At 51.8% G+C, this 20,715-nt stretch carries 20 protein-coding genes; 11 read left to right on the top strand and 9 right to left on the bottom strand.

The genetic code is table 11. The features are described from left to right. The first annotated feature begins 3 nt into the window (after nucleotides 1-3). Both ACYVJM_RS22460 and ACYVJM_RS22455 read left to right on the top strand, forming a co-directional pair. Nucleotides 4-1,692: an IPT/TIG domain-containing protein gene (locus ACYVJM_RS22460; protein WP_461150471.1), complete on the top strand. Its 1,689-nt coding sequence runs from the start codon at nucleotides 4-6 to the stop codon at nucleotides 1,690-1,692. A 418-nt stretch (nucleotides 1,693-2,110) separates the two neighbouring features. Then, complete coding sequence (locus ACYVJM_RS22455; RefSeq protein ID WP_461150470.1) at nucleotides 2,111-2,596, top strand: RrF2 family transcriptional regulator; 486 nt, start codon at nucleotides 2,111-2,113, stop codon at nucleotides 2,594-2,596. Between the two features lie 97 nt (nucleotides 2,597-2,693). On the opposite strand, the gene ACYVJM_RS22450 is transcribed toward ACYVJM_RS22455, so the two are convergent. After that, complete coding sequence (locus ACYVJM_RS22450; RefSeq protein WP_461150469.1) at nucleotides 2,694-4,211, bottom strand: DUF4301 family protein; 1,518 nt, start codon at nucleotides 4,209-4,211, stop codon at nucleotides 2,694-2,696. Between the two features lie 150 nt (nucleotides 4,212-4,361). Here ACYVJM_RS22450 and ACYVJM_RS22445 point away from each other — a divergent pair, with 150 nt between their 5' ends. Continuing rightward, entirely contained in the window at nucleotides 4,362-5,063 is a 702-nt protein-coding gene (locus tag ACYVJM_RS22445; RefSeq protein WP_461150468.1) for an HAD family hydrolase, read from the top strand. Here the strand turns inward: ACYVJM_RS22445 and ACYVJM_RS22440 are convergent. From ACYVJM_RS22440 to ACYVJM_RS22410, 7 genes are all read right to left on the bottom strand, one after another. Further along, nucleotides 5,047-5,859, bottom strand: coding sequence for an amidohydrolase (locus tag ACYVJM_RS22440; RefSeq protein WP_461150467.1), 813 nt, complete (start codon nucleotides 5,857-5,859; stop codon nucleotides 5,047-5,049). The two genes, ACYVJM_RS22445 and ACYVJM_RS22440, sit on opposite strands and share 17 nt — an antisense overlap. A gap of 2 nt (nucleotides 5,860-5,861) precedes the next feature. Continuing rightward, the gene (gene def, locus ACYVJM_RS22435) at nucleotides 5,862-6,434 is read right to left on the bottom strand and encodes a peptide deformylase (RefSeq protein ID WP_461150466.1); all 573 of its coding nucleotides are present in this window, start codon (nucleotides 6,432-6,434) and stop codon (nucleotides 5,862-5,864) included. Nucleotides 6,435-6,533: 99 nt separating this feature from the next. Further along, nucleotides 6,534-6,962 carry a Holliday junction resolvase RuvX gene (ruvX, locus tag ACYVJM_RS22430; protein ID WP_461150465.1) on the bottom strand — a complete coding sequence of 143 codons (429 nt, stop codon included), beginning with the start codon at nucleotides 6,960-6,962 and terminating at the stop codon, nucleotides 6,534-6,536. 119 nt (nucleotides 6,963-7,081) lie between these two features. Beyond that, the gene (locus tag ACYVJM_RS22425; protein WP_461150464.1) at nucleotides 7,082-7,690 is read right to left on the bottom strand and encodes a nucleotidyltransferase family protein; all 609 of its coding nucleotides are present in this window, start codon (nucleotides 7,688-7,690) and stop codon (nucleotides 7,082-7,084) included. Between the two features lie 2 nt (nucleotides 7,691-7,692). After that, a complete protein-coding gene (locus ACYVJM_RS22420) occupies nucleotides 7,693-8,871 on the bottom strand; it encodes an XdhC family protein (RefSeq protein WP_461150463.1) in 1,179 nt (392 codons plus the stop codon). A gap of 72 nt (nucleotides 8,872-8,943) precedes the next feature. Beyond that, the gene (locus tag ACYVJM_RS22415) at nucleotides 8,944-11,154 is read right to left on the bottom strand and encodes a molybdopterin cofactor-binding domain-containing protein (RefSeq protein ID WP_461150462.1); all 2,211 of its coding nucleotides are present in this window, start codon (nucleotides 11,152-11,154) and stop codon (nucleotides 8,944-8,946) included. After that, nucleotides 11,151-11,657: a (2Fe-2S)-binding protein gene (locus ACYVJM_RS22410; RefSeq protein WP_461150461.1), complete on the bottom strand. Its 507-nt coding sequence runs from the start codon at nucleotides 11,655-11,657 to the stop codon at nucleotides 11,151-11,153. The genes ACYVJM_RS22415 and ACYVJM_RS22410 overlap by 4 nt, the downstream gene beginning before the upstream one ends. A gap of 329 nt (nucleotides 11,658-11,986) precedes the next feature. Here ACYVJM_RS22410 and ACYVJM_RS22405 point away from each other — a divergent pair, with 329 nt between their 5' ends. The 8 genes from ACYVJM_RS22405 (at nucleotide 11,987) to ACYVJM_RS22370 (ending at nucleotide 19,946) form a co-directional block, all read left to right on the top strand. Then, nucleotides 11,987-12,751 (top strand): NUDIX hydrolase, encoded by a 765-nt coding sequence (locus ACYVJM_RS22405; protein WP_461150460.1) that lies wholly within the window; start codon nucleotides 11,987-11,989, stop codon nucleotides 12,749-12,751. Between the two features lie 83 nt (nucleotides 12,752-12,834). After that, nucleotides 12,835-13,242, top strand: a complete 408-nt coding sequence (locus ACYVJM_RS22400) for a ketosteroid isomerase-related protein (RefSeq protein WP_461150459.1) — start codon at nucleotides 12,835-12,837, stop codon at nucleotides 13,240-13,242. Between the two features lie 13 nt (nucleotides 13,243-13,255). Beyond that, nucleotides 13,256-13,879, top strand: a complete 624-nt coding sequence (locus ACYVJM_RS22395) for a GNAT family N-acetyltransferase (protein ID WP_461150458.1) — start codon at nucleotides 13,256-13,258, stop codon at nucleotides 13,877-13,879. A gap of 64 nt (nucleotides 13,880-13,943) precedes the next feature. After that, nucleotides 13,944-14,513: an outer membrane beta-barrel protein gene (locus ACYVJM_RS22390; protein ID WP_461150457.1), complete on the top strand. Its 570-nt coding sequence runs from the start codon at nucleotides 13,944-13,946 to the stop codon at nucleotides 14,511-14,513. A gap of 369 nt (nucleotides 14,514-14,882) precedes the next feature. Then, nucleotides 14,883-16,025, top strand: coding sequence for a Gfo/Idh/MocA family protein (locus tag ACYVJM_RS22385; protein ID WP_461150456.1), 1,143 nt, complete (start codon nucleotides 14,883-14,885; stop codon nucleotides 16,023-16,025). Between the two features lie 133 nt (nucleotides 16,026-16,158). Continuing rightward, entirely contained in the window at nucleotides 16,159-18,132 is a 1,974-nt protein-coding gene (nagB, locus tag ACYVJM_RS22380; RefSeq protein WP_461150560.1) for a glucosamine-6-phosphate deaminase, read from the top strand. A 118-nt stretch (nucleotides 18,133-18,250) separates the two neighbouring features. Then, complete coding sequence (locus tag ACYVJM_RS22375; RefSeq protein ID WP_461150455.1) at nucleotides 18,251-19,141, top strand: helix-turn-helix domain-containing protein; 891 nt, start codon at nucleotides 18,251-18,253, stop codon at nucleotides 19,139-19,141. Nucleotides 19,142-19,208: 67 nt separating this feature from the next. Further along, the gene (locus tag ACYVJM_RS22370) at nucleotides 19,209-19,946 is read left to right on the top strand and encodes an SDR family oxidoreductase (RefSeq protein ID WP_461150454.1); all 738 of its coding nucleotides are present in this window, start codon (nucleotides 19,209-19,211) and stop codon (nucleotides 19,944-19,946) included. A 63-nt stretch (nucleotides 19,947-20,009) separates the two neighbouring features. On the opposite strand, the gene ACYVJM_RS22365 is transcribed toward ACYVJM_RS22370, so the two are convergent. Next, a complete protein-coding gene (locus ACYVJM_RS22365; protein ID WP_461150453.1) occupies nucleotides 20,010-20,714 on the bottom strand; it encodes a hypothetical protein in 705 nt (234 codons plus the stop codon). Between the last annotated feature and the right edge of the window lies 1 nt (nucleotide 20,715).

The raw sequence follows: 20,715 nt of genomic DNA, 5'->3' as shown, positions 1-20,715 counted from the left end.
TCAATGTTTATGCAATTTTCTCAATCACGTCGTCGGACTTGGTTACAGATGCTGGTTCTCATCGTGGGCTTGTTTGTGGCCGTCGCTTCCTGTAAAAATGAAGATACGCCCGCTCCTGTTCTGAGCATTACAAGCTTCTCTCCATCCTCTGCGCCGGTAGGTTCCACCGTTGTCATCACCGGTACAGCTTTCAGTGCTACACCCGCCAGCAACACGGTTACGTTTGGTAGCGTCCCTGCCGCCGTGACAGGTGCATCGACTACTTCTTTAACCGTTGTTGTACCCACAGGTGCAGGTACTCCTATTGCGGTAACCTCGGGTGGGGCAACGGTAACCAGTACAACGGCGTTTCAATTGGGAAACAAGCCCATTGTAGAAGTAACCGGCGATATCTCGGCGGATACGAAATGGACAGCCAATACTATCTATTACATGAAGGGTTTTGTGCAGGTAAAAGCACCGGCTACCCTGACCATTGAGCCCGGAACTATCATTAAAGGGGGAGGGAAAGACGTTGACCCGGCGGGTAAACAGCAAGGGGCTACCCTGATTATTCTGCCCGGTGCCAAGATCAATGCGGTGGGTACGGCGTCGGCGCCAATCGTGTTTACTTCCGCTAAAGCTGCTGGCTCCCGGGGGTATGGCGACTGGGGTGGCATTGTTTTGTTCGGTAAAGCACCGGTCAACCAGCCAAGTGCAACGGGCTTCGAAGGTGGACTGCCCGGAACGGTCGGTTCTTACTCTGATGTGAATGACAATTCAGGAGTGCTGCAGTATGTGCGTATTGAGTTTGGCGGTATTGCGCTGCTGGCTAACAGCGAAATAAACGGCCTCTCCTTATATGGTGTAGGTGCCGGTACCACGCTGGATCACATCCAGGTCTCCTACAGCGGTGACGATTCGTACGAGTGGTTTGGCGGTACGGTTAATGCCAAATACCTGATTGCTTTCCGGGGCTGGGATGATGATTGGGATACCGACTGGGGCTGGTCTGGTAAAGTACAGTACGGTCTGGCCTTGCGTGATCCTGATGTTGCTGACCAATCGGCTTCCAACGGGTTCGAATCAGATAACTTCAATCCAGGATTACCCGCTACGGGCGCAAATGCCGGCCTGCCACTAACGGCTGGTGTGTTTGCCAACATGAGCAACTTTGCCTTTAGCGGTACGCCGTCAAACGCAACGTCGTCGAAAGGTAGTGGCGCGTATCAGTCGGCCATGCACCTCCGCCGGAATACATCGCTCAGCATTTTCAATTCGTTGATGGTGGGCTATCCGGAAGGGCTCCGTCTGGATGCGCCAACGGGTACAACCGGTACCCTGGATAATGCCACGGCAGGTAACCTTCAACTACGGGGTATCGTGCTGGCGAATATGAATACGCCCGTTCGGGGAGCGGGTGCCATCACGAACGATCAGGCGCTGGCCTTCTTTAACACGGCGGCCTTCAAAAATCAGGTTATCGCCAGTACAGATGTGGCTAAGCTGCTGCTTAACTCGGCCAGCTTCAACCTGACGGCGCCCAATTTCCTGCCGCAAACCGGTTCGCCCTTACTGACGGGCGCTGTCTGGGACGGGAAAGGTGCTGACGCCTTCTTTACAAAAGAACCATTTATTGGCGCGTTCGGTACAACCGACTGGACCAAAGGCTGGGCCAACTGGGATCCGCAAAATGCCAATTACGATAAATAGTAAGAAAGAATAGACAATTTTTATATTGGTGTCGCAAGAAAAGGCCGGGGCTCTGCACCGGCTTTTTTTCGTTTGGTATGTACCGTTGGATATAAATTAAGAAATGAATTATTTGGATTAAAGGGCCTATAATCAGTAGTTAGTGAAAAAATATGTTACTTCTGGTATCCTTATAAGTCTAATACCCAACTAAATCCATGAACTTTTAGGTCAAATTGCAATGTTTGGCAATAGATTTAACTACACGTTACGGAAGAGTAGGTGACTGCGTAAAAACGCTCCTTTTTTTCTTTTAGATAATATCGTTGACTTTTTGACTGATAGTTAAGGACTTATTAATTTGCATACTTGTTCTGGCCAAAAGCCAGTTCGGGAGGTGAACATGTTCATTTCCAAAACCCAATCAATCACCGTAACAATGATTTCTAAGAAAGCGAAGTATGCCATCAAAGCCCTCAAGGTTTTGACTGAAGAGTACGGCAAAGGCCCCGTACTAATCTCCTACATTTCTGCCAAGGAGAACATCCCTAAGAAGTTTTTAGAGGCTATTCTTCTTGAATTGCGAAACCACGGAATCCTGCAAAGCCAAAAGGGAAAAGGTGGTGGTTATTTGCTTCGTGTAGATCCGGGCCGGGTAAATCTGGCACAGGTACTACGGGTTATTGATGGTCCCATTGCACCAACCCCCTGCGTTTCGTTTAACTTCTATGTTAAATGCGATGATTGCAATGATGAAGTGACCTGTGCGCTTCGGCCCATCATGGAACGTGTTCGGGATGCGAACTTAGGCGTGTATGAGAACACAACCCTGCTGTCGTTTCAAAACCTGAGCTCAATCGAAACCAAAGAAGTAGCCATTGGCGCTGAGTTAGTTGATACATCCGTTAACCGGATGTCGGCTTAGGCTTAGTGAAGTAGTAAAATGGTGGCGTGGTAAATTAGTGAAATGGATGGTTTACAAGCCATTTCACTAATTTACCACGCCACCATTTTACTACCTGCTACTCTTCAACAGGCTGATGCTCTTTCCGCAGCAAATCGTTGACTGTCTTTACGGGGTTGAACGTAATAAGCGGAACTTCAACAAATATCGTGTTCCAGTCGGCCATAGCGCCGTTCCACAAGCCGGGCAACTCCTGTGCTTTAAGGTCTTTTCCATCTTTCGATTTGGCCGTTATGAATCCCGTGAGTGGATCCCGGTAGGCAGGTAGATCGTATTTCTTGCCGGCATGGTCTTTCAGGCCGCAAACCAGATCGACGGGGTTGAAGTGCGTCGCTTCGTCAAAAATGGCTTTCTGATCGGCATCAGTCAAATCGATCTGCGCCGATTCAACCACTTGCAGCGATATCGATCCGTCCTGGTTTTTCGCCCAGAAAGGCCCGCCACCCGGCTCTCCCACGTTTTTGACCATGCCACAGGTCCGGACCGGACGATCCAGTTTCCGGCGGAGGTAATCCAGTTTTTCGGCTTTCGACAAGGCATCAAAGCCCGCCGGAGGTAACGTATATAAGGTACGTTGGAGCAATTCGTCCGCTTCGGCCAGATAGCCGTCGCTTACTTCTTCCGAATTTAACAATCCCTGTAAACGGGCAATCTGCTGCTGTGCATCGAGCAATACAGAGGCCAGTACTTTTTTGTAAGTGATGGTTGGCTCCTTAATTTCATCAGGAACCACGTTGTCAATATTTTTAATAAAAACGATGTCAGCATCGATATCATTGAGGTTCTCGATTAGCGCACCATGGCCTGCCGGGCGGAACAACAGGGAACCGTCCCCGTTGCGGAACGGTGAATTGTCCATGTTGACCGAAATGGTATCGGTCGATTTCTTTTGCTCCGAAAAGCTGATGTCGAACGTTACGCCGAGCCAGGCTTCGTAATCCGCTTTCTGCTCCTCAATCAGTTTCTCAAAGCGGCTGCGGTGTTCGGGCGAGACGGTAAAGTGGATTTTTACCAGGCCGTCGGAGTTGGCATAGGCCGCCCCTTCAACCAGGTGCTCTTCTACAGGCGTGCGTGCACCATCGGCATAATTATGAAATTTCAACAGCCCTTTTGGTAAACTGCCGTAGTCCAGCCCATTTTCGGTCAGAATAAACTTCAGGACGGTAACCCGATCGTTTTCGGCAACGGCTTTATCCAGGTCCTGCCCTTTAGCCGCCATAGCCGCTTTCAAATCTTCGTAGAAAGCGAAATCCGTTATGCGGGCGAACACTTCATCGACCGATTTATCGAATTTGCCATCCAGCCCTGCAAACAGCGATTTGAACATCCGGGTTGCTGCTCCCGACGCTGGCACAAATTTTACCAGAGTGCGCTCGTGAGCGGCTACGTCGAAACGATGAATATAAGCGGGCAATTGGTCTTCGTCGATGCGGACGATGCCATCGCCTATGGTTGCGGCTTTAATAACGTTTAGATAAGGAAAGCCGTGAACGAAATAATTTATCTGCTGATCGATCTGGTCGAGTGAAACGCCCTGAACCAAAATCTGGTCCTGATCCTGCTCTGTGAACTGCATAGAGATGACGGTAATAATTGCGTTAAGAACGGGGGCAAATTGCGGAATTACCGCATGGTACGCAAATCAAATTAATGCAATGGCTGGTAACTGAATAAGATTCTGGCGAGTGGCTATCTTTGTTGCGCTATCCTGTTAACCGAGACGTCCATGAAACTAATCGCTTTTGATGCCGACGATACCCTGTGGGTCAATGAACCAAATTACGTGGATGTGAAACAAAAGCTCTGCGAAATGCTCTCCCATCATGTGGATGAAGAGACGCTGGCCACGCGCTTTTACGACGCTCAAATTCGTAGCCTCAACACGTTTGGCTACGGAGCCAAGAGCTTTATGCTCTCCATGATCGAAACCGCTATTGAACTTACCAACGGGACGATTACGGGGACGGAGATTCAGCAGATCATCGATGCCGGCCGTAAACTACTGGACTTCCCGATCGAACTGCTCGACGGAGTGGCCGAGGTGCTGGAATCGCTTTCCAAAAAATTCGATTTGATGGTGCTCACGAAAGGCGACTTATTCGATCAGGAAAGTAAAATTGCCCGGTCGGGGTTGGGGCATTACTTTAAACACGTCGAAATTGTGAGCGAGAAAAACGAACAGGCCTACCTGCGGATTTTACAAAAATACAATGTACAGCCCGCCGATTTTCTGATGATCGGGAACTCGCTTAAATCGGACGTCCTGCCGGTGGTTCATATTGGTGCACGAGCCATTCATATACCCTACGCAACAACCTGGGCCCATGAACAAGTGGCTGACGAACAGTTACTCGGAAAGTCGTTCACTACGCTGAACAATGCGCGGGAGTTACTGGAATTACTCGAAACGATTAAAGGGACAGCGTAAACGAGTCGGCATCGAGATTGGCCGGGAATTTGGTGCGGAAAGCGCGTAGCTCGTCCAGCGAGAGGGTTTGCTGATGAGCCGTTTCAATGTCCGTTTCCCTGAATAGCACTTCGCCCTTAAAGTCGACAACGGCGGAGTCACCGCTGTAAGGATGTCCGTTTCCATCCTGCCCAACCCGGTTAACGCCAACCACATAACTCAGGTTTTCGATGGCGCGGGCTTGCAACAGCGTGTTCCAGGGATTTCGGCGGGCGGCTGGCCAGTTGGCTACATATAGCAGCAAGTCGTACTCGAAGTCAGTAGACGGGCTAAAGTCCACCGGTACGTGGGTTGGTATAGATACATTACGGCTCCAGACGGGGAAACGCAGGTCGTAACAGATAAGGGGGCAGATACGCCAGCCTTTCCATTCCTTAATGATTCGGTGCGTTCCGGCGGTATAGACGCCTTCTTCGCCCGCCATGCGAAACAGGTGGCGTTTGTCGTAGGTGTCGAACTGGCCGTCGGGCTGCATCCAGACGAGCCGGTTGAAGAAGCTGCCGTTCTCCTTGACCACGTAACTGCCGGTTACGACTGCCCCCGTTTGTGCGGCCATCTGCTTCATCCACCGAAATGTGGTCAGATTCATCGGTTCGGCTACTGCGCGGGCGTCCATCGTGAAACCCGTCGTGAACATTTCGGGCAGCACGATCAAATCCGTTGGCTCCGCCAAATTGAAGATACGCTCCTCCAGCATGGCACGGTTCGCCACCGGGTCATGCCAATACAGGTCAGTTTGGAGGAGGGTGATGTTCACGTTTATTTAGAGAACTTCATCTTGTATTCTGCATCCGTTTTCCCTTTCGAGATGTCGGCTAGTTTTTTCTTGATGAGCGTCCGGCGAAGGGAAGGCAGGTAATCGGTGAATAGCTTCCCGTCGAGGTGATCGTATTCGTGCTGGATGATCCGGGCGGCCATGCCGTCGTATTCTTCTTCGTGCTCGTTCCAGTCGACATCGAAATAGCGGATCACGATAATTTCGGGACGGAACACTTCACCCCGAATACCGGGAATACTCAGACAGCCTTCTTCGAACCCCCAATCGTCGCCAGCTTCTTCAATGATTTCCGGGTTAATGAATACCTTCTTGAAGCCAACCAGACTCTGGTCGACGTCTTCCTCTGGCTCATCTTCGTTCAGCGGTTCACCATCAACAACAAACATCCGTACGCTCTGCCCGATCTGCGGAGCTGCCAGGCCGATGCCGGAAGCTGCATACATCGTTTCGAACATATTCTGGCTCAACGTTTTAACGTCGATACTGCCGGGTTCAATATCTTTGGCCCGCTTCCGTAATACCGGATCGCCGTAGGCAATAATTGGGAGAATCATAATCGTATGTTGTCTGAACCTGGATTTGTGGAATTAAACCGATTTACCTGATTTCGTCATGAATCAAAAGGTGATTGAATCATGTAAATCAATAAAATCTTATAAATCCCGATTCAGACGGTTGCTTTCCATGTATGACTGAAGAATAATAGCGGCACTGACCTTGTCAATATTGCCTTTCTCACGTCTGTCTTTTTTTGTGCTGCCGCCAGCAATCATCGCTTGTAGCGCCATGACGGAGGTAAACCGTTCGTCATGCCAATAAACCGGAATATCGGGAAATGCGTTCTGCAAATGCGTCACGAACTTCCTGACCCGTGGGGTGTTATCGGTATCATCGCCGTCCAACCCTTTGGGGAGTCCAACAATAAATGCTTCGACCGGCTCCCGCGTAAGGTAGGCTTTCAGGAATTTGAGCACCTCATGAGAGGCCACCGTTTCCAGTGCCGACGCAATGATCTGTAAAGGGTCCGTAACGGCTATGCCGGTCCGCTTCATTCCGTAATCGATTGCCAGGAGTCTTGCCATTCTGTCGGCAAAGGTACAAAGGGCATTGGCAAGGGGCAAGAGATGGTAAAGGGAAGAGGGGGAGTGGAGGGAGGAGGGGGAGTGAAGAACGGAAAATGAGGGCTGTTATTTTCCTTTCTTCACTCCCCCTCTTTACGCTCCGTTTTTCTCCAGTTTTCTACATCCTGCCAGGTATCGAGGTCGATAGTAGCCAGGGGAAAGGAAATTTCGGCGCAGTCGTTGGCGTATAGTTGAATAAGCTTGCGGGCACCCATATCGCCGGTCAGGCGCATGAACTCCGACTGGTAGCGGATGTCGAACAGGGCAGGAACGCCAAGGTGGCCCATTTCGCCGTATCGGGAGGCAACAATGCCGCGTCCTGTTTCCTGCTGGGTGGTAATAAGCTGACGAAGCCGGTCTGTCGTAACGTGCGGCTGATCGGTCAGCACTACCAGAAAAGCGTCGAGGGGTTCGTCCGATAAGGCAGTAAGCCCCACACGCAGCGACGAAGCCATTCCTTCAGCCCAGTTTGGATTGACCAACCAATGAAGTGGTAAGTCGCTGATTTCGGCTTGAATCCGATCCGAATTGGCACCCAGCACAACAATGACCGGGCCTGTCTGCAGCGAAAGAACGGCTTCGGCCATGTGCCGAACCAACGTTTTCCCGTTGGTGGTAAGCAGCTGCTTAGGCTCGCCCCCCAGGCGGGAGGAGGCACCGGCGGCCAGAATAATGGTAGCAATACGCATGTTCAGACCGTATCCAGGTCAATGGCATCCATGCCAATCCCGTTGGTGTGCCGGTGATGGTCATTGGTGTTTCCCGAGAGCCGTTCATGAATAGGGCCGACTTTATTTTTCAGGAAGCCAGCCGCTCCACGGGTGAAAAACGCTTTGATCTCGGCCATAATGGACAGCGCAATCTCATCGGGCGTTTCGGCGCCCAAATCCAGGCCGATGGGGGCATGAACCCGGTCAAGAGATTCCTCACTGAAAGCCAGACCGTCTTTTTTGAATTCGTCCTGCATCTTGTCGAACCGTTTGCGCGGCCCCAGCATACCAATGTAGGGCACATCGGTAGCGAGTAGCTTTTCCAGCACCGCCCGGTCGTAATTGAAATTATGCGACATCAGTACGGCGGCCGTTCGGTTCGTGATCGAAAGCTGGTCGATCACCACCTGGCGGTCTGCATACAGCACGCAGGTAGCCACCGGAAACCGTTTGGGCGACAGGTGCGCAATGCAATCGTCGGTAACGGTAACCTGCCAGCCCAGTTCACGAGCCAGTTTGGCCACGGGAATAACGTCGTAGCCTGCCCCGAAAATAATCAGTTCTATACCGGGGTCGATGCGCTCGATGAACACCTCCGCGCTTCCCGACAGAACCGGATAAGTGCGGGTTAACGGCTTGCCGGTCTCAAAGACCGTACGCATGTCGTCGTGCAGCCAGCCGGGGATCGACTCCGCGCTATCTTCGGTAAGGGTAAAGCGATTGCCGGGGACAAGACCGGTAAAGTCGTTGCTTTTGAGCACGGTAGCCAGTGCCCGTGCATCGCGTTTCTGCGTGAATTCTTTCAGGAGAGCAACGGGGTTTTGATCACTCTCGGGCGCGATGGGTTCAATCAGTACATCAATGATGCCGTTGCAGCCCAGCCCAACGCCGAAGCTATTGGCACCATCGTCCATGGTATCGTAAGTGACAACGATCGGTTGGCCGTCGAGCATCACCTGCCGGGCTTTGCGTAAGGCATCGCCCTCCAGACAACCCCCGCTGATAGCCCCTTCCCAACGCCCATCATCCGTAATGAGCATACGCGCACCCGGACGCCGATACGACGACCCTTCGACCCAGACAACGGTTGCCAGAGCGGCTTTTCGCTGCGAAAAATCGATTTGTTCGAAAACCTCAACAATACGACTGATCTCTTTCATAGTTTTTGGTTTGCGGGGTAGATTGTGAGTTGTCAGGTATGCCCGAAAACCCACAACCTACTCCGCCAGAAATTATACTTTCTCCAGATCAAAGGGCAGCTTACAGATGCGCTTGCCGGTGGCGGCAAAAACAGCATTCGCCAGGGCAGGCGCAAAAGGAGGTAAACCCGGTTCACCAACACCCTTGATCGTGGGACCACCTTCGGCCAGAATGTGGACTTCTACCGTAGGCATCTCATTAATACGAAGCATTCGGTTGACGTCGAAGTTCTTCTGCACGGCCTGGCCATTTTCAAACGTAATGCCATCTTTCGTAGCGGCTGTCAGCGCCATAGCGATCGATCCCTCAATCTGGGCTTTTACCGTGTCCGGGTTCACCACCGTGCCGAGGTCAATTACGCAGTAAACTTTATTAACCGTAATACCACCGGTCTTGTTCTTGGAAACTTCGACCACCTGCGCCGACAGGCCGGCGAAGAACTCCCATTGGGCAATACCGCGTCCTTTTCCGGCGGGTAGTGGGTTATCCCAACCCGAAACCTCCTTTAATTTCGTCAGTACCCGTTTGGCATCGCTGTCTTTCGTGAGCATGCTCATCCGGAACGCCAGCGGATCTTTCCCGGCTTTCTGAGCCATCTCGTCGATGAAGCACTCGTGCGAAAACGCCAGCGTCGAACTCGTTACCGAGCGCCAGTACGTGAGAGGCACGTGAATATCAGCGTGGACGTAGCGCGTATTCAGATTCGGAATTTCGTACTTCTGATCGCCCGTGCCTTCCAGCATGGTGTCGTCGGCCTTCGTCTTGTCGTATTTTTCGTTCATCGTCGCGTCGATGGACGGCGAGATGACCTTATGCTGGAGCGCAACCGCTTTGCCATCCGCCGACAACGCGCCCCGCATGGCCGAGAACGTCATGGGTCGGAAAGGACCAAGCTGGGTATCATCTTCCCGCGTCCAGATAACCTTTACGGGTTTCCCGATTGCTTTGGAAAGCGTGGCTGCTTCGGTGGCAAAATCCTGCGTGATACGCCGACCGAAACCACCGCCGTTGAACAGAATATGAACGGTGATATCATCTGGCTTTACGTTGAGCACTTTGGCAACATCGCCCCGAACGAGGTCACCTCCCTGCGAAGATACCCAAAGCTCCACTTTGCCGTCCGGCTTGTAATGAGCCAGTGCATTCATGGGCTCCATGGTCGAGTGGCTCACCATGGGCGTTTCGTAGAACGCTTCGACTTTGTTCGGGGCATCGGCAAACGACTTCTCGAAATCGCCGGTATTATGCCCCTGTACGCCATCCGTTTTAGCCAGATCGCGAAGTTTGTTCTCGAAACTGGCCGAGCTGAAGGTATCGAACTGGTTATGATCCCAGGTTACGCTGAGTGCTTTTCGGCCCTGTAGGGCTGCCCAGTAGCTATCGGCGATGATGGCTACGCCTTCGTAGCGGTTCTTGCCCACCACGCGTTCCACTTTCACGGCTTTCTGAACACCTTTGACCTTCAGGGACTTGGACGCATCGAAGCTGACCAGTTTGCTGCCCAATACCGGACATCGTTCAATAGATGCGTAGACCATGCCGGGTACTTTAGCGTCTATACCAAAGGTGGCTTGTCCGGTTACTTTGAGCGGAACATCGGGTCGGGGCGTCGACTTGCCGAGCATCGAAAACTGCTTGGGGTCTTTCAGCACGGGCTCTTTAGGAACGGGCAGTTTGGCGGCTACCTCGGCGAGCTGGCCATAAGTGAGTTTTTTGCCGCTGGGCTTATGGACGATGGCTGCATTTTCGGCCATGCATTCCTCAATGGGCACTGCCCATTGCTGGCTGGCGGCTTGCCGAAGCATCTCGCGGGCGGAGGCTCCCACTTTGCGCATCTGCATGTAGCCGCCCCGAACGGAACCGCTGCCGCCGACCGCCTGCGACCACATACCGCCGTATTTGGTTTCGCCACCGGTTTGCCGGATGGTAACCTTGTCGAGCGATACTTCCAGTTCTTCGGCAATAAGCGCCGGAATGGATTGGTAGGTTCCCTGGCCAATTTCGGGCCGTGGGTTCATCAGGGTAATACGCCCCGATTTGTCGATAAGAATATAGGGGTTCAGTTCAACGGATTCCGGTAGTGCCATACCCGGCTGACCACTCAGGTTCAGTACAGGACTGGCGAAGGAATCGGCCGACGAAAAGCCCAGCGCAAAAGCGGCTCCGGTAAGACCCGCAGCTTTCAGAAAATTCCGGCGACTAGTGCCGGTTTCAGTTCCGGTAGGGGTAGGTTTCGTGCTCATCGCTTGCCAATTTTAGGGGTGGACTTAGGCATTTTAGGGGCGCTGGCCATCTCTGCCGAAGCCGAGTGAATGGCTTTGCGAATGCGCTCGTACGTGCCGCAACGGCAAATGTTGCCCTGCATGGCAGTATCAATATCCTCGTCGGATGGTTTGGGGTTTTGCTTCAGCAACGCCACCGCCGACATAATCTGTCCGGACTGGCAATAGCCGCACTGCGGAACCTGGTGTTCGATCCAGGCTTTCTGAACCGGGTGTTCGGCGTTTTTCGATAACCCTTCGATGGTGGTTATTTTATGCCCCGCAGCGGCTGATGCCGGATAGCTGCACGAACGGATAGGGGCTCCGTCGAGGTGAACCGTACAGGCCCCACATTGGGCAATGCCACAACCAAATTTGGTGCCGGTCAGGCCAACGACATCACGAATGGCCCAGAGAAGCGGCATCTCGGGATCCACGTCGATTGTATGTGGCTGATTGTTAATAGTTAATTTCACTAAAGCCATAGCATGGGAGGATAAGGTATAAATGGGGGAGTCTTTTTGTGTGTAGGTAAGACCGAAAAAATCTGAACTAAAATTAACGTTTTCTACTGACAAATCACCTATTGGAATAGGCAACGAAAAGGCGCGGGAATACGCACCCGTTACGCAGCCTATGTACCCTTGCTATCTGCATCCTCAGGACCTGGAGCATTGAAAGAGGATTGGCCATTTGTGGGCTAAGGCTCCTGACAGGCTATCGACAAAGGTTGGCTAATTCAGAAAATACCAGTAATTATACACGAATTCATTCTCTATGTGTACGATTAACATAAAGAAAGTTGCCTTTGCGTATGACCTACTCCGACAAGCTTGTTTCGTATTACAAAATCATAGCCAACGAATGTGTCCTGGGCGTATCGCTCGACTGTGTCATCTTTGGATTTCATGATACCCGACTGAAAGTGTTGTTGTTGCGCTGGAAAGAAACGGACGAGTGGTGTTTGCCGGGTGGATTTATTTATAAGACAGAGTCGGTGGACGACGCAGCCAGTCGGGTGCTGTACGAGCGGACAGGCCTGAACCAGTTGTTTCTACAGCAATTTCACTTATTTGGCGAAGCCAATCGGTATGACCGGGAGGACACCTGGAAACGGCAGAAAATGCCTATGCCTTTTTCCGGAGCCTGGCCCGAACGCACCATTACAATGGGCTATTACGCCCTGGTCGATTACACGAAAGTGACTCCCACCGCCGACTTCCTGTCGGACGCCTGCGACTGGTTCGAAGTAGGCGAGTTGCCTTCGTTGCTGTTTGATCATTGCCGGATTATTGATGTGGCGCTTCAAACGCTTCGCCTGCAACTGAACTGGCAACCCATTGGCCTGAATCTGATGCCCGAGAAGTTTACGATTCCGGAACTACAGCGCCTGTACGAAACGGTGCTCGGCCGACAGCTCGATTCCCGTAATTTCCACAAAAAAATTACGGGTTTAAGCATCCTGACCCGACTGGACGAACGCCGGACGGGTAAAGCGCATAAATCACCCTATCTCTACCAGTTCGACCAGTTAAATTACCAAAAAGCCCTAATCAATGGCAATTTGATCTTTTTATGAGCAGAATAGCCGGAAAGCCAGTCTAAAACAGGGCATGCATTTAGGCTTCATGCCTTATCTTTGTCCGTTAACCTTCGCATTTCATGACTGCTTTTGATACCGTTTCCAAGTACTACGACGCGTTTAATCGTAAAGATTGGGATACAATGCTTGACCTGATTCACCCCGATGTTCGTCACGACAGCAACCAGGGTGATACACGAATCGGGAAAGATAAATTCAGCCAGTTTCTCCAGCACATGGACGACTGTTATAACGAAACGCTGACCGATCTGGTCATTTTGACGGAGCCATCGGGCACACGCGTCGGCTGCGAATTCGTTGTGAACGGGATATACAAGAAAACCGACGGCGATTTGCCTCCGGCAACGGGGCAAAGCTACGTGTTGCCCGCCGGTTCATTTCTTGAACTATCAGACGGGAAAATTACCCGGATTACAACCTACTATAACTTGCCGCACTGGGAATCACTGGTGTTGAAAAACCAATAAATTACCCATTGCTTTGGCGGAATCAGCTCCTTCATCACTCACATACATCCGGCTTGAGGGTGCCGCGTTTCGAACGGTTTTCGACGAGTTAGCGGCACTGCGTATGGCGGTGTTTTACGACTTCCCGTATTTGTATGAGGGGTCAATGGCGTACGAGAAGACCTACCTGGAAACCTACGCCATTTCGGAACGCTCTTTCCTCTTTGCCGTCTACGATGGTAAGCAGATGGTTGGAGCGACAACGGCTATTCCACTTTCTGACGAAATGCCTGAGGTGCAGGAGCCTTTCATTAAGGCGGAATACGATCGCGACGCCGTCTTTTACTTTGGCGAAAGTGTTCTGCTGCCTGCTTATCGGGGTCTGGGTATCGGAAATCAATTTTTCGATGAACGGGAAGCCCACGCCCGGAAATTTGTACAGTGTACAATGACCTGTTTCTGCGCCGTACAACGTCCCGAAGACCACCCGCTGCGTCCGGCCGACTATCGGCCTCTCGACGAGTTCTGGCAGAAGCGCGGTTACCAGCGAGATCGTAGTCTGCAAGGTGAAATGATTTGGCCCGACCGCAACGAGACCGTGGAAACGGCCAAAACGATGATCTACTGGACAAAGAAGCAGGTAGTTAAAAAAGCCTAAAAACCCGAACGCCTTACAACCAATAGTATCATGCCAATGTCTCTTGACAAACTAAAACATGATCATGATGAAATATTGTGTAGTACTGATAGGCCTTTTCTTTCCCCTGCTCGGATTCGCCCAGATAAATCCAGACAGACATCAGCTGGACTTACTGGGAAAGGGGCACCTGCATGTAGGATTGTCTGCTGGCCGGGGTTACAAAGGAAGTTATTCGACAACTAACGTCTATACCCCCCGAATCCACTATTTTCTTGCCGATGGATGGTCGGTAGCACTCGAAGGGCGTTACATACAGTCGAACTCGTTTTATTCCTTCTCTTATTTGGGCGCTGGGTTGTCAACCCGATATTACTTCTTGCGGAGTGGCCGGTTTGCGCTTTTTGCTCAACTCGGCGCAGCGTATGGGCAGAGCAAGTATGATAAGTATGATCCTGCAGACCCAGCCGCTTACAGGAACGGGATACACAATAACAATTGGCAAACCAGTGCCGGTTTGGGAGCACATTACCGATTAGGAAAGCGCTGGTCTTTGGAGGCAACAGCCGAACGAAGCTGGTTACAGTCTTCTTATTTAACCCCCGATTACAACCGCTGGCAAACCAGCATCGGTATAAATTATTGGTTGAAGTAAGCTCAAGGTAGATGCTGAAGAGTAATTCAGCATCTACCTTGAATCCATCGCTCCGGTGGTCCGATGTGTTCAATCCTGCAATCAATAACCGGGGCTATGCAAGCCAACAAGGGTATACTGCCAGGTACAGAATCTGTAAGAATGCGCCCAACGGTCAATACAGGCAGACAGCCTATATGACTAAAGATCGTATGAATAAAATTAACTACTCGTTTCAGGCACGATGAGAAGACTACGTTGTCGTTACCGATTGCTTCAGCAGGCTGGCTTCGCTACCCAATTGGAGCTGTCGTAAAGCGCAAAGCGTATCATTCTCCTAACATAAGTAGCATACAGGCGGTTGTTTTCACAGACACAACCTAAAATAGTATGGAAGCAAACGCGCCAAACGAACGCGAAATCGGAATTGGAGTCATTGGTATGGGCGGCTTTGGGCTGTTTGCCGTTCAGCAGTTCCTGCAAACACCGCATACAAGATTAGTTGCCATTGCCGGTTCGAAGCGGGAAGAAGCCATTCGAACGGCTAAACGGTTCGGAGCCGAACAATTGGCGAGCCTCGAGGAACTGGTCAATCATCCCGACGTCGATATCGTTTACATTGCCACCCCTCCCTTTCTGCATTACGAACAGGCTATGCTCGCCCTCAACGCCGGTAAGCACGTTATCTGTGAGAAACCACTGGCCATGAATCCCGAGGAGGGAGCCGAAATGCTGGCGCTGGCGAAAGAAAAGGGATTGCTGATGGTAACCAACCTGATGCAGCGTTACAACCCCATGTTTGCCCGCATTAAACACCTGATCGATAAGAACCTGCTTGGCGATTTCCTGCACGGCTATTTCGAGAACTACGCCGGTGACGAAGGCCTCTCGCCCGAACACTGGTTCTGGGACCGGAGCAAGAGTGGCGGTATCTTCATTGAGCACGGGGTTCACTTCTTCGACATGTTTGAGGGCTGGTTTGGTCATGGGACGGTAAAGGCGGCTCAGGTAATCAAACGGCCCAACAGCAACGACGTAGAAGACCAGGTACAGGCTGTTGTTGAATACGGGGATGATGAAACCGGGCGTAAACTGGTCAATTTTTACCACGGCTTTACACAAACGGGGCGTATGGACCGTCAGGAAATGCGGCTCGTATTTGAACGGGGTGACATTACCCTGTTTGAGTGGGTGCCAACCCGGATGATTCTCCGCTGCGTGGCCGACGAAGAAACCAGTCGGGCGTTAATGGATCTGTTTCCGGGAGCTCAGCTCAATGTAACAGCGAATGTGAGTGGTAAAGATTTACCCCTTCGCGGACGGCACAAGGAATTCAATGCCTATCAGCAGATAGAACTTCGCTTTGGTTTTGGGGAGGAGAAACAGCATCTCTACAGTGAATTGCTGCGGCTCATGTTCCGGGATCAGGTCAATGGAATGCAGTATCCGGGTACGCACCGGCTTATTACCGAAGATAACGGCTTGCATTCCCTGCAAACCGCAACCCTGGCCGATCAGCTGGCTCGTCAATGAACAAGCTGAGAAAGAGAAGAGTGAGTTAATAAAAAAATTTAAAAATATTAGCTTGCGGTAGAAGATCAGGTAAAAACTACCTGATTTTTTTCGACCTTTGCAGCATCTCATCTTTTTCTCCGCACAGCGCAACATGATTACGGAGTCTTTATTACTCGACAACCCAGACGGGCAAATTCCGGGTGCAGCAGCCAATGGCGGACCTATTCAGTCGGCCATTACCTACGAGAAAATCCCTACCCACATTTACGCCGATGCCAAAGATGCATCGCGGGCGGTGGCGCAGGAGATTGCAGATCTGATCCGTCAGAAACAACGCGAGGGTAAGCCCTGCGTGTTGGGCCTGGCAACGGGCTCATCGCCCAAAACGGTTTATGCGGAACTCATTCGGATGCACCGGGAAGAGGGTTTGAGCTTTAAAAACGTTGTTTCCTTCAATCTGGACGAATATTACCCCATGGAGCCGGACTCGTTGCAGAGTTACTGGCGATTTATGCGGGAGCAACTGTTCGACCATGTGGATATTGAACAGGGGAACTACCATGTTCCCGATGGTACGATTCAGACCGATAAGGTAGGCGAGTTCTCGAAACAGTACGAAGCGGCTATTGAAGCGGCTGGCGGGCTGGATTTTCAACTGCTGGGGATTGGCGGTAATGGCCACATTGGGTTCAACGAACCCGGTTCGCTCATTAACTCGCATACCCGCCTGATGATGCTCGACAACTCGACGCGGGCTGCCGCATCGGTCGACTTTGGCGGACTGCCCAAGACGCCCCGCAAGGCGATCACAATGGGGGTTGCGAGTATTCTGGGTGCCCGCCGGGTGGTGCTGCTTGCCTGGGGTGAGCGGAAAGCCCCCGTTATCCGGGGTGCCGTTGAGGGGCTGGTAACGGAGCTGAACCCAGCCTCGTACCTGCAAACCCACCCCAACGCACTCTTCGTGATTGATGCTGCTGCAGCCTCTGAGTTGACCCGCATGAAAACACCCTGGCTGGTGGATTCGGTTGAGTGGGACAACAAAATGAAGAAGAAGGCCGTCACCTATCTGTCTCTGGCGCTCGGTAAGCCCATTCTTAAGCTAACCGACCGCGATTATAACGACAACGGGATGAGCGACCTGCTGGCTCAGTACGGCCAGTCATACGACATTAACATCGACGTTTTCAACCAGCTTCAGCATACCATTACGGGGTGGCCGGGCGGTAAACCCAATGCCGACGATACCAACCGGCCGGAACGGGCACTGCCAGCTACAAAGCGCTGCCTGATCTTCAGCCCCCACCCCGACGATGACATCATCTCGATGGGCGGTACGTTCCAGCGTCTGCGCGATCAGGGCCATGAGGTACACGTAGGCTACCAAACATCCGGTAACATTGCCGTGGCCGATGATGAAGCCCTGCGTTTTGCCGATTACGTGGTTGATTTTAACTCGAAATTTGGCATCGACAGTCCCGAAGCAACCCGGATTTTCCAGGATGCGGCTCAGTCCCTGCGGGATAAGAAAGACTCAGAAATGGATACCGCCGAAGTGCGCTATGTGAAAGGCCTGATTCGGATGGGTGAAGCTAAATCGACCTGCCGGTTCGTTGGTATTCCGGTTGAGAACGCACACTTCCTGAACATGCCGTTCTACGAAACCGGCACCGTGGCGAAAAAGCCCCTGAGCGAAGAAGATATCAAGATTACGATGGCATTGATCGAAGAGATCAAGCCCCACCAAATTTACGCAGCTGGTGACCTCGCCGATCCGCACGGCACGCACAAAGTGTGTCTGGATGCCATTCTGGAATCGGTACGGCGTTTGAAACACAAGAATTTCATGAAAGACTGCTGGGTGTGGCTCTACCGTGGAGCCTGGGCCGAGTGGGATATTCACGAAATCGAAATGGCCGTTCCAATGTCACCCGATCAGGTGATGAAGAAGCGGTTGGGTATCTTCAAACACCAGTCGCAGAAAGACGGTGTCGTGTACCAGGGTACCGACTCTCGCGAGTTCTGGCAACGGGCCGAAGAGCGCAACGGAGCCACGGCGGGCTTGTACAACAAGCTCGGTCTGGCCGAATACGAAGCCATGGAAGCCTTCGTTCGCTGGCGGTTCTAGTGCCAGCCGATCTTATAAAAAAAGCCCCGTATACAACATACGGGGCTTTTTTTATAGAGTAGACATTGTGCAGCTGCCTGCCTGTAAACGAACCGTAAAAAGTTCGTATTTTTAGGCAATGCAGCTACTCAACGACAACCAACAGGTGCCGGTCTATACGCTGGAGCCCGACGAACTTACCGGCAGCAAACAGTTCAGGGTGTATAACTTCGAAGGCACGCTACCCAACCAGTCCGATCTTCTTGTTCCCCACCGGAAAGATCATTACCTGTTTGTTTTTATCAGGCGGGCCGGCAGCCGTCAATGGATCGACATGACGCCCTATCTCCTGAAAAACAATACGATCTACTTTACCGGCCCTGAACACATCATTGTAAAAGAAGAGTTTACCCAGTTGTGGAGTACCGGAATTGCGTTTACAAAGGAGTTTCTGTCGCTTCAGGAAAACGGGTCATTGAGCAGGCTGCCCCTCATCCAAAATCCTTACAACGGCCATGAGCTAATGCTTACACCGGCTGATGTGGACTTCGTTGAGGATATGCTGGCGAAGATCAATGCCGAGTACCAGCGCCCCAACGAATGGCAGCAACGCATGCTGACCGCCTACCTGACGGTACTGCTCACGTACCTGAGCCGACTGTATACCGAGCAGTTCAACAGTAAGCCGTTCTCGACGGACAACCTGCTGCTGAAGAAGTTTCAGGCCAGAATTGACGAGAAATTTCGCGAACTGCATCAGGTGAGTGAATACGCTTCGCTGCTCAATGTATCTGCCGGGTATTTGAGTGAGGTGGTCAAAGCGCAAAGCGGTAAACCGGCCATTGTGCACATTCATGAGCGGCTGGTGCTCGAAGCCCGGCGCTTGCTGTTCCATACGCAGCAGTCACTAAAGGAAATTGCCTTCGACCTTGGGTTTTCGGACGCATCTTACTTCAACCGCTTCTTCAAGCGTGAAACAGACCTGACACCGGCCGAGTATCGGGCCAGCATCCGCGAAATGTACCAGTAATACCGAAATATGTGTTCCAATAGCCACCTCAGGATGCGGTAGTTTTGCCTTCATAAACAACCGCAATATGAAAACAGTACTGATAACAGGCGCCAACAAAAGCATTGGCTTTGAAACCGCCCGACAATTATTACAACAGGGGTATTACGTTTACCTGGGTTGCCGGGACGGGCAGAAAGGACAGCAGGCAGTTAGTCAACTACAGGCCGAGGGCTTAACACAGGTGGAACCCATCGAGATCGATGTAGATAACGTTGACTCGATAAAGGCCGCCCGCGAAACACTCGGTCAGAAAACGAACAGGCTGGATGTGCTGATCAATAATGCCGGTATCCACGGCTCGATGCCGAATACAGCGCTGGAAACGGACATTGACGTATTCCGGCAGGTATTTGATACCAACGTTTTTGGTGTGATCAGCGTCACTCAATCTTTTATAGACCTCCTGAAACAGTCGCCCGAACCACGCATCGTTAACGTGACATCGGGTCTGGGCTCACTTACCCTGCATAGTGATCCTGCCTGGAAATACTACGCAGTTAAGCCAACCGCGTATGTTATGTCCAAAGCTTCTCTCAATGCTTATACCATTGTGCTGGCTCATGAACTGCGCGACACGGCATTCAAAGTAAATGCCGTTGACCCCGGCTACACCGCCACCGATTTCAATAATCACTCCGGCCCCGGAACGGTACCCGATGCCGCTGCCAGAGTAGTAAAAGCCGCCACGTTTGGACCAGACGGACCGACGGGTCAATTCTTTAGTGATGACAATGTGCCCGAAACAGGCATTAGCCCCTGGTAATCAACGGGATCTTCCCGTTGATTAGTCTGCCTGATCACTGCTGAGTCGCTGTCCTGTTCAGGCCTACAACCTGGTGCCTATAATCAGATGTGCGTATGCACCACCCGGATTGGCAGCAGGACCACCGTTAAGCGTACTAGAGTAACTGGTCTTCCATTTGGGCTGGTTGAGGGGCGTCAGGTAGCCTGCTCTGAGGCCAACCAGGAGTTTCCGGGTCAGTCCGCTCCGGCCCAGGCTGGGTTTGGCGATGTGAAGGCCGAAGTTGATCAGAAATTGCTCCTTCCCGATGTACAGTTGATCGGCTGGTCCGTTCAGATATCCGTCAACCGTCGAACTGCCCGAAGCCAGCTTCGATACGCGCGTGCCAAACCAGGAATAAACGACCCCGGCGTTCGGAATCAGTTGCAGCCGGTCGGTGTTGCGGATCACTAAACCCAGCGACGTACCGGCTGTACTGCCCCGAACCCAGCTGCTGCGGTTAGATTCGGTGTTGGTACCACTGTAGGAAGCAAAGGTAAAGAGGGTAGCGAGCCGGACCTTCGGGAAAATAGTAAAGAAACCCGCCCCGCGCGAAAACTGAACACCCGACAAAGGTAGAAAACCAGACTGCTTTAGTTGAGTGTTCAGATCTGATAAGCCGGGAGCAGCTACGCCCAGAATGCTGTTCAGGTACACACTGTTTTGGGCTGTCCCGTTCGTTTCGCTCTGGCCATGAGTGAAAAGGGGAATCAGAAACAGGCTTAGTCCAAGTAGATTTTTTCGGTTCATG

This window comes from Spirosoma pulveris (assembly GCF_054781875.1).
The sequence above is the reverse complement of the archived record's forward strand: the minus strand, read 5'-3'. Positions and strand labels throughout refer to the sequence as shown.

Coding starts and splice junctions, on each gene's coding strand:
- ACYVJM_RS22405 (WP_461150460.1), top strand. CDS start 11,987: ATGACCTACTCCGACAAGCTTGTTTCGTATTACAAAATCATAGCCAAC.
- ACYVJM_RS22370 (WP_461150454.1), top strand. CDS start 19,209: ATGAAAACAGTACTGATAACAGGCGCCAACAAAAGCATTGGCTTTGAA.
- ruvX (WP_461150465.1), bottom strand. CDS start 6,962: ATGGCAAGACTCCTGGCAATCGATTACGGAATGAAGCGGACCGGCATA.
- ACYVJM_RS22420 (WP_461150463.1), bottom strand. CDS start 8,871: ATGAAAGAGATCAGTCGTATTGTTGAGGTTTTCGAACAAATCGATTTT.
- ACYVJM_RS22455 (WP_461150470.1), top strand. CDS start 2,111: ATGATTTCTAAGAAAGCGAAGTATGCCATCAAAGCCCTCAAGGTTTTG.
- ACYVJM_RS22445 (WP_461150468.1), top strand. CDS start 4,362: ATGAAACTAATCGCTTTTGATGCCGACGATACCCTGTGGGTCAATGAA.
- def (WP_461150466.1), bottom strand. CDS start 6,434: ATGATTCTCCCAATTATTGCCTACGGCGATCCGGTATTACGGAAGCGG.
- ACYVJM_RS22400 (WP_461150459.1), top strand. CDS start 12,835: ATGACTGCTTTTGATACCGTTTCCAAGTACTACGACGCGTTTAATCGT.
- ACYVJM_RS22450 (WP_461150469.1), bottom strand. CDS start 4,211: ATGCAGTTCACAGAGCAGGATCAGGACCAGATTTTGGTTCAGGGCGTT.
- ACYVJM_RS22375 (WP_461150455.1), top strand. CDS start 18,251: ATGCAGCTACTCAACGACAACCAACAGGTGCCGGTCTATACGCTGGAG.
- ACYVJM_RS22410 (WP_461150461.1), bottom strand. CDS start 11,657: ATGGCTTTAGTGAAATTAACTATTAACAATCAGCCACATACAATCGAC.
- ACYVJM_RS22390 (WP_461150457.1), top strand. CDS start 13,944: ATGATGAAATATTGTGTAGTACTGATAGGCCTTTTCTTTCCCCTGCTC.
- ACYVJM_RS22460 (WP_461150471.1), top strand. CDS start 4: ATGTTTATGCAATTTTCTCAATCACGTCGTCGGACTTGGTTACAGATG.
- ACYVJM_RS22415 (WP_461150462.1), bottom strand. CDS start 11,154: ATGAGCACGAAACCTACCCCTACCGGAACTGAAACCGGCACTAGTCGC.
- ACYVJM_RS22365 (WP_461150453.1), bottom strand. CDS start 20,714: ATGAACCGAAAAAATCTACTTGGACTAAGCCTGTTTCTGATTCCCCTT.
- ACYVJM_RS22425 (WP_461150464.1), bottom strand. CDS start 7,690: ATGCGTATTGCTACCATTATTCTGGCCGCCGGTGCCTCCTCCCGCCTG.
- nagB (WP_461150560.1), top strand. CDS start 16,159: ATGATTACGGAGTCTTTATTACTCGACAACCCAGACGGGCAAATTCCG.
- ACYVJM_RS22385 (WP_461150456.1), top strand. CDS start 14,883: ATGGAAGCAAACGCGCCAAACGAACGCGAAATCGGAATTGGAGTCATT.